This is a genomic window from Ectorhizobium quercum (assembly GCF_026552795.1).
GTDB classification, from domain to species: Bacteria; Pseudomonadota; Alphaproteobacteria; order Rhizobiales; family Rhizobiaceae; genus Ectorhizobium; species Ectorhizobium quercum.
In genome coordinates this window covers 23,480-31,843 of sequence record NZ_JANFPI010000015.1, presented here as the reverse complement: position 1 = coordinate 31,843, position 8,364 = coordinate 23,480, and the positions used below count along the sequence as shown (strand labels likewise).

Below are 8,364 nucleotides of genomic sequence, written 5' to 3'. Positions count from 1 at the left end.
ACCCTCGCCGTCGAGAACCATCCGCACCGCGCGCTCGCGGACCTCCGGGGAAAACTTGTTCGTCGTCTTGCTCATCATGCTCCACCTTACTCAAGAGTTGGAGCCTCCGGCAAACCCGGAGCGGTTCAATTCCCTTGAACGTCCTGAGAGTGCTCGACGCGGTTGAAGGGCGGAACGGCGACGATGATGCAGATGGCAGTTCTTTCCCTCCCCTGTTGCGTCGTGATCCCTGAACGACAAAAGCCCCGCGATCTTCACGATGCGGGGCTTGGTGTCTCCGGACGTTTTCGGTGTATGCTATTGCTAGACTTGTACAATCAGTGCTTTATGTTGGAATTGGTTGCGGGGGCAGGATTTAATCTTAACTTGCGATCATCCCCACCATCCAGCGTACTGCTCAAAATTCTTCTTACCGGCGACCGTAGCGGCCTTTTTTGTACAGCAGCGTAGAGGGATTTGCCGTTGTAAACGCATTCAAAATTGCCGATGACCGCGAGGTCCGCATATTATTTTTGGCAACCGTGCGTGATTGACGAGAAGCACCCGGGACGACGCCAGGATGATCGACGAACGAGAAATGCACAGTCTCCTGCATTTTTTGAGAAATCATCCTTTCAGAAGCGAGTTACGAAAGCAAGGAACCCAGGAACCAAACACCTCCTTCGCTGAAATAGCCGTACATGCTTCACTACAGACGGATATCGGGATATCGGGGATGTTTATCGCAACTTAAGTACGTTGCGCCGAGATCGTCATACAATCGCATCTGAGATCAGCTGCAGCGCGACATACGGGCGAATTATTTCTTTTCCCTCGACTTCGATGGCCAAGGCATCAAATTTCCTGAGGTCGCCGAAGCTCAAACCGGTTTCCTTCTCCAGTGAGCCAACGGTGACTTGGAACGTTCGATATGCGCCGAAGACAAACCCTTCCGCAGCCTCGCTTGCTCCCCGTGCTTCCATAATCTTCTGGATGAACTCCCCTTGGCTCAAGACATATGCGGTGACATGAGGAACAAGGGAGCCGTCATCTGCTTGCGTGGGCATTACTACAACCTTCCAATACTCCCTGGGCAGCAGCAAACCTGTGTTTCCATATGCCTCCAGATCGTCGGAGAGAATTGGGCCTGTGAACACGCAAGCCCGGAAACCGTGGGTCCGGGCGTTTTCCAGGATGTAGTCCTCAAGACCACGCCAAGTTGAGAGATCTCGATTAAAACCGGCATGTTGAGGCGAGCAGTTTGGAAAATGGAAAGTATCGAAGTTCGCACGCTTCGGTATATCCCCGTCACCCCAGTTCGGATCCTCCCTTTTCACCATGTGTCCACGGTCGAGGCCAGCCTCGGAATAGGCATCGCTACCAACCTGTAGGTCCTTGGGAATGCGCAGGTCATAAAACCAGCGGTCGCTACCGCGCTTTATTCGCACGGCGCGTTCTCCGTCTAGGTTGACGGCTGCTACAACGGGGCTGCGATGTTGCTCACAGTAGAGCACGCCGAAGTTGGTATATCGCAGCTCATGAGGACGTTCCTTAGTAGCATCCGTAGGCGCCGCCAAGCGAACGCCCACTGCACCACTAGTGTCCGGCAATGGTACCGCAAATGCTTTGAGAAAATTTGGGGCGTAGCCCCCGCGGTTAGCAAAATCTGTCTCCTGATGCGTACCGTCTCGCGCCTCATCATCTTCGTCGATCGCAGTGGCCGGGATCACAGTCTTGTTTCCCTCAAGAATCCGCTTGAGCGTGCTGACACGGACGGCACTGTTTCCAACCCCATATCGGCCAGCAAAATGCAGGCCGACCACTTTTTTTTGCTTAAGTCCGATGAGCGGACAACCGGAACTACCGCCAAGCGTCGTGGCATCGTGGCTCAGGCGAGTGTTTGAGCTTGCAACACGAAGGAAGCCTGGCGAGAAGCGCTTCACATCGTAAAGTCCTTTGAAATATTTCTCCATTTGAGTGGCATCGTTCCGGCTGTCGCGAGCCGGATAACCAATAGCGGCCACCAGCTCGCCGTTCTCACCATCGGTGTCCGAAAGCGGAAGAGCACCAACACCAAACTCCTGCGGGACTCTGTCGATACGGGCTATAGCCACGTCAGCCTCGTCGTCAGCCGCCAGATAGGTGAAGCTCAAGAGCTTCACTGGACGTGCTAAATCAGGCGTCGCATCGACCTCTTCATTGAAATCGATCAGTGCACCATATCGGCCGCCACCGCCTGGCGCGTACATGAAGACACCCGCCCCGCTATGGGTGCGGCGAGCAACGATCGAGGCCACATGGCGGTTGGTAGCCACCAACAGTTCACCGTCCTTGCTTTTCAGCACCCAGCCGGTACCGCCCCAGTCCATGTCATGGTTCACGAACTCGATCCGGCCCACTGAACCCAGCATCGGTTCGACGGCACGAACCCAAACATCGAACTCAGGAGGAAACTCATCCCGCGGCCAATCGGTGAGATCCACCTTTCCATTTCGGATTGTCATTGGAGGCCGATTGACCAGCCGGACGATCGCCTCCAGTTCAACCGCTTGGCTCCCCCCGCGCGCCTCCAACTCTCCGCGCTTCGCATCTATGTCCGCAACCGAAATTCCACCAAGCCCTGCTTGCCGCAACAGCTTGTTGCCGTCCGTCAAAGCTTTCTTGACGCTATTCCATTCCCGCTCGCTGAACGACTTGAGCCGTTTTACATTCTCGGCAAATTGATCAGACATTTTCCCCTCCTTAATAGAGACGACTTCGAACTTCTGGTCCGGCAACTATCTTAAACGCAGTCATGAATTCGTCGTCGGGCGTGTACCCATCGCCAGCGTCCATCGCCAGAATTGTCAACGGAACCGCGATGCTTCTCGCGACCCCGATCCGCTGCATTTCCCGCAGGCAACCAAGGTGGCCATTCAGCCTTCCCAATCCGAAGCCGGCCTGTTTTCCTTGCGACATTGCGCGAAAGATGCGTGCCTGGGCACGTTCACCAATCTCAGGGAAGTATGCCTCGGCACTCAGCCAGCCTGCATCTGGCGACCACCGACCCGCGAAAGCCCAAAACAGGAATTGCCTTGCCGCCTCCTGCACTGCTTCTTGATGACCAACCGCCTTTTCGAACCATTGGTACATACCACGGTCGAGTTCCTCCGACTGGTCACGCCATTTGTTCGGCGGCCGGCCACCAAAAGTCCATGATCCTGCAGCTGCCTTACGCCACCGCTCCGCTCGCCGCGCGAGCATGGGGACGTGTGCTGTGGAATGGAAAAAACTGAAAGCGCCCAACCAGTCCGCGGTAGCTCCAACTGCGGCCAGATAGTCTATGCCCTGTGTCGGGTCGCTCAGGAGACGGGCCTTGGGGCCTCCTGACTCACCGATGTTGAAGGCAGAATCCATCACCTGATCGAAATTCGTCATGATCCCATTGAGGTAATCAAGCATGCGAGGACTACGTTTCAGCGCAAATAGAGTACCAACGGGCCGCGAATAAGGATTCAGCACGGCTGCGTAATCGTGGGCCTGTGTATGCGGCAGCGTTTCAATGCCGTATCGCTCTCTGAGGGCCAGCATATCCGAACGGGCAAATTCGGTGAGTGAGGCATCATCAAGGCCGGTTGCGGCAGCGCCGATGCGATCACGCCTATCGTTGGAGGTGTATCGTGAACCATCAGCTGCAAGCATGGCAAAGGCCAGAGGTCCGTCGTTCAATCGGCGTCCTTGCGCCTCCCCATATGTCGATTGCGCGTTGAGGAGGAGTTGTCCGTCAAGAGACATTTCCCTAGCAAGCTCTTGGAAACCGAACTCAGCCCGCATTTCCAAAACCACGAGCCGATAAAGAGAAGAATGACCTTCTCCCTCGAGCCTATAGCCGAGTTCTGTCAGTTGCTTGAATTGTTTGCTTGCGGACGACCATTGTCCGCTCATCCAGCGGTGACACAACGCAACGGCACCAGCTGGCGATTTCAAGTCGTTCATTTCCGTGAACAACGCCTCGTATAGGCGGTCAGCCTCCGTCAAGTCACCCTGTTCGAGTAGCAGCTCGAGATCCCGTACCATCGTTCGATCTGGAGGCTGTTGGCCGGGTGCAATCGGCTGACGGTCCGACACATTGCGCGAAAGCGTCTGGCTGAGGCCGGTGAACGAGCGTTGTCCCCGCGCTAATCGAACCGCGTCCGCTGCAATAGCTGGAAGCTCTTCGATCATGGCGTCGTCGAACGACCTCGCGAGCTGCGGTGATACGTTTACAAGCGGATCACCTGACCGAATTAGCTGAAGCCTATGATAAAGCTGCAGTTCCGGAACACGGCCTTCAAAGAATTTGACAGCTCGGCGGTTGATTTCAGCTGCCTGTGTTGGGGCGTCCTCATAGATCATGGGTAACATCGCTTGGCGCATATCGGAGCGATGCCTCACCCAACCGCTCTGCGCCTCATCGACGACTAGCCAATGGTTGGTCCGCAGATCGGTCAAAAGCGCCTCCGCCTGGCCTGCCCTAAGCTGCATTTGCACACCCGGCGCAATGACCTCGCGGATAGCGTCAGCATCAACCTGGCGCATAACGAGACCGAAGTTTGCGACGTTACGAACGCCGTCGTCTTCGATGCGCGAGAGAATGGCGCGATAGAGGTAGGCTCCGGCCAATTCAGGGCGATCACCCGCCTGCCAGTCCAGGGTCAGGCTTTCACTGTCCAAGGCAAGCTTGGCCCCCAAACGTAGCAGCAGGGGATTCCCCCGCGCGCGGTCGACAATGTCTTGAATGCGCCCGAATGGAACGTTCAGGCCGGTGAGAAGCTGGGCCGAAGTGGCATCCTCCAACCCGGTCAGCAATCTGGTTTCCCCGATCCGAAATGGATCGACTGGGGCAAGCGCATCTCCACGGCCCGCGGCAATGATCGACATTGGTCCGATCTCGCTGCGTATGAACTGGTCAATATATGAGAATAGCCGTGCCGGATGGGTCTCGCCATACCCACGCAAGACCTCAAGCGTATCCAGCACGAGCAATACCGGACGCCCGCTTTCTTGTACTGCGACCCTCATCGCCTCGGCGAAACCGGTCGGTAGTTCCAGCGAACCACTGCGGCGGTAGCGTCCGGATGCCTCCTTGGAGAGCTCGACGCGCAGCTCTGATAACCTCGGCGCGTGCTGTGGCAGCTCATCGGATACTTGCCGCGCGAGCTCAAGGGTAAGACTGTCTGTGTCAAGCAGATTGAGACCCCGCCGGTCGAAATCAAGTGTCAGGACAACAGGGTTCTTGCGGGCACGCGCTTCCTGTACGACTTTCGCCATCAGAAACGATTTTCCGACGCCGGGCAGGCCGCTAATGTAGAACGCTCGGGCCATCCGCTCGCGAGGAGGGTTGTCAATCCAATCGGCAAGCTCTTCGCGGAGTTCTTTATGCCCGAAGAAACCAGTTGCCAGCCGACTATCTGATTGGACCACGCCGTCAGCCCGATTGAGTGCGCTTCTAAGTTCAGGGATTCGATTGTAAAGCTCCGTGGCACGACCAAGCTGGCTGAACGTGGCCAACAGTTTTCCCAACTGCTCATGAGCGTCAAAAGGGTTTGCAACCAGTCGGTTCAGGAGTTCGCGAATTGGCCCGCTGTCGCCGAGATAGGTGTCACGGAGGAAAACCGAAGCCTCGTCTTGCGGTAAAGGCGTACTGAGCCCCTCGAGCGCAACGCTCCGATCGGTTGCGAGAAGAGTTTTTTCTCTTGGCGAGGGGCGCATGACCCAAAAACCTGGTTCGGAGGTGACGCAGTCAGCCTGGAGCTTTGCAAGGAGAATGGCGGCCGTGGAAGCTTCGTACTTCTCGGCTCCCAACGCGGCACGGACCGCATCCAACGGCTTGAATGAAACCGATAACGCGGCGAAGCGACGCGCTTTACCTATCAACCGTTCGAAATCGCCTCCCTTCATCATGCTGCACCTACCCGCGGTGAGATTAGATCGGCCAGCTTGGTTGAGACAATTCCAAGCTTGGCGGAACTGTATACCCCGAACTCGTGAGGAACGCCTGCAAGAGATTGATCGACTATTAATTCGACAACACCATCATTCAAATCGGGAGCCAGGTCGTCACGAATTGCGGTGACTGTGATGCGAACATCTTCGCGACCGAAGTCGCCAACATAGTCGAGCAACAGCCCTGCCCTGCCAGCGTCCACGTCAGGCAGAGACTGATGGGTCATGACCGGGAGATTGTAGCTCTCCAAGCGGCTCAGCACCACCTTGATATTGCGTGCGCGCTCCAGCCGCGCAATCAGCTGTTCCAGTTGATACTGGGTCCGTCGACTGAACTCCTGATTTGGCCCCTCCAGAAAAAGCCAAAGCGGAGCATCGCGTTGATCGAGATTTGAAACGAGTGCATCGGCACGGTCGCGCTCGTAAGCAGACATTGTAGTCTCATCCAAGCGTACGCCTGGACGGGCTTGCAGCATAGATGGATCGCCGCCAGCGAGCCTAAACGTCAGTTCCAGGAGATCTTCACCATCAGTGGGAATATCGATCCGAACGGCTCTGGCGCTGGGCGAGCGTAGCATGAGGAAATTCTCAAGCATGCGATAGGCAAAAGCCAGTCCGGCCTCATCCTTTTGAGGGTCAAGACGTTTAATCCAGATTCCGAACAGCGACTGGTTCCCTTCGACCAAGGCTGTCAGCCCACTGAAAAATAGCTGGCGGCCTATAATCAGATGCGCATCAAGCGATCCGTTCAAAGACCAAAGATAAGTTGGCTTGGTGTCAGAGCCGATACAGGCTCTAAACTCATTATCGTTGACGTAACGACTGGCCGGCACCAGTCTCCGTTGGTTACCAAGACGACCCTGGTGAAGGCCGATAAACTGAAAGCCATTTGAGAACGCCGCCCCACCTGACGATCCCGCCGCGGTCGGGACGGTGTGTTCGTAGCGCGGTTTGTTGCCGCCATACGTGACTTCTCCAAGGGTGAAACCTCGGTTCTGTCCGTCCGGGTAATGGACAAGCATGCAACTGGTATTGCCAGCCCATACATAGGACTCTGTGGGAAGAGCAAGATGACCTAGCGAATAGCCAATCGGCTCAATTAGGCGCAAAAGTACGAAGTCGCTATGCGCTGCGAGGTCCGCGTCGTCGGCAATTGCGCCTGTCCATTCTGTCGGATGGCAATCGGAATACGGACCAGCAAGCCTGGCGCGATAGCGCTTACCATCACTTGCGATGACGGCTATCTGCGGAGAGGCGGTCCACGGCTGTGCCTCGTTTACCACATGCCACGCCGTGAGGACCAATCGGTGCGAGACAAGCACCCCACTGCCTCTGATCTCGTCACCGATCAAAATTCGGCATCGATATGCTGAGGCGCTATGGCAGAACGATTGCATTCTGTCTGGGTCAAAGCTTGCGGCCGCTATTGGATCCAAAGCCGGAGGCGCTGCATCGTCCGAGATTTCCCGGCCCAACCGCTGCAGAACAGCAATGAAACGCTCGGTCATGCTATTCCTGCTCAGGTATTCGATCAGAGCGTCGATCACATCGAGCGGAGGGGTGTCACCCATCCCGGCCAACTCGATCAGATCGAGCGACATCGGTGTCTCGCCACCTTGGTGAATGAGCTCTATCGCCTTGTCGACCAAGTTACGCTCGTTGGCAACGATCAGCTCTAATTTCAGGCGAGAGATCGTTTTAGGCATGCCAGGGAGCCTTCACGGAGCGATGCATGATCCGCAGCGCCGAGCGGACGAGACTGGTCAGCCGTCTGGCGCTACGCACATGATTGCAAGGTCCCCATATACAGGGCTCAGGCGGAAGGGCTCGTTCAAGCCAGAGAAAGACGGCCAGAATGATCATTACGGGAAGGTGATACGAGCCGAAGGACATCCCCACAAGCATAAGTGGTCCGCAGACACCGATACAGGGCAGCGCCGCGTAAACGCCATATCGGAAACATGCCGCGATTGCCGCCAATCCATGTCCGGAGACAGGCAATGTCAGATGGCAGCGGTTGAGCAGCCTTTGCCGCCAAGGCAAACCATGCCAGATGAGGGCTAGAGCGGCGCTCACAGAAGTAACAAGTCCCACATCGGCAAGCCATGCAAGCTCCACCGCATGAACCAGAGAAATCGCTACTCCTCCGACCAGCCATACGCAGGCGAACCCCAGCCCAAAGGCGATCATGCCGCGAACACGCTCACGCCGAAAGCTTCGGTCGGAAATCGACAGAAGAGGGCCGAGCGTGAAAGGCCCCATCATCGCGGCGACCATTGCAGCCTGGCTCGACAGAAGTCCCCATATTCCATTGCTCTGCCAAAAAAGCTGGACCGACACGAAGGTTGTCAGCTCGCCGCAGATTGAGGGCAGTTCAAGAACACTGCTGGATGCCATTGCCAGCCAGCCTGTGAGACACAC

At 56.4% G+C, this 8,364-nt stretch carries 4 protein-coding genes; all 4 read right to left on the bottom strand.

Translation table 11 applies throughout. From position 1 onward, the window contains the following. Positions 1–752: 752 nt before the first annotated feature. Genes NOF55_RS23180 through NOF55_RS23165 form a run of 4 tightly spaced genes read right to left on the bottom strand, consistent with a single transcriptional unit; the run spans position 753 to position 8,340 of the window. Positions 753–2,711 (bottom strand): DNA/RNA non-specific endonuclease, encoded by a 1,959-nt coding sequence (locus NOF55_RS23180; RefSeq protein ID WP_306413508.1) that lies wholly within the window; start codon positions 2,709–2,711, stop codon positions 753–755. Between the two features lie 10 nt (positions 2,712–2,721). Continuing rightward, a complete protein-coding gene (locus NOF55_RS23175; RefSeq protein ID WP_306413507.1) occupies positions 2,722–5,901 on the bottom strand; it encodes an ATP-binding protein in 3,180 nt (1,059 codons plus the stop codon). Next, complete coding sequence (locus tag NOF55_RS23170) at positions 5,898–7,649, bottom strand: trypsin-like serine peptidase (protein ID WP_306413506.1); 1,752 nt, start codon at positions 7,647–7,649, stop codon at positions 5,898–5,900. Before NOF55_RS23170 ends, NOF55_RS23175 begins: the two co-directional genes overlap by 4 nt. Next, positions 7,642–8,340, bottom strand: coding sequence for a copper chaperone (locus NOF55_RS23165; RefSeq protein WP_306413505.1), 699 nt, complete (start codon positions 8,338–8,340; stop codon positions 7,642–7,644). The genes NOF55_RS23170 and NOF55_RS23165 overlap by 8 nt, the downstream gene beginning before the upstream one ends. Positions 8,341–8,364 lie beyond the last annotated feature (24 nt).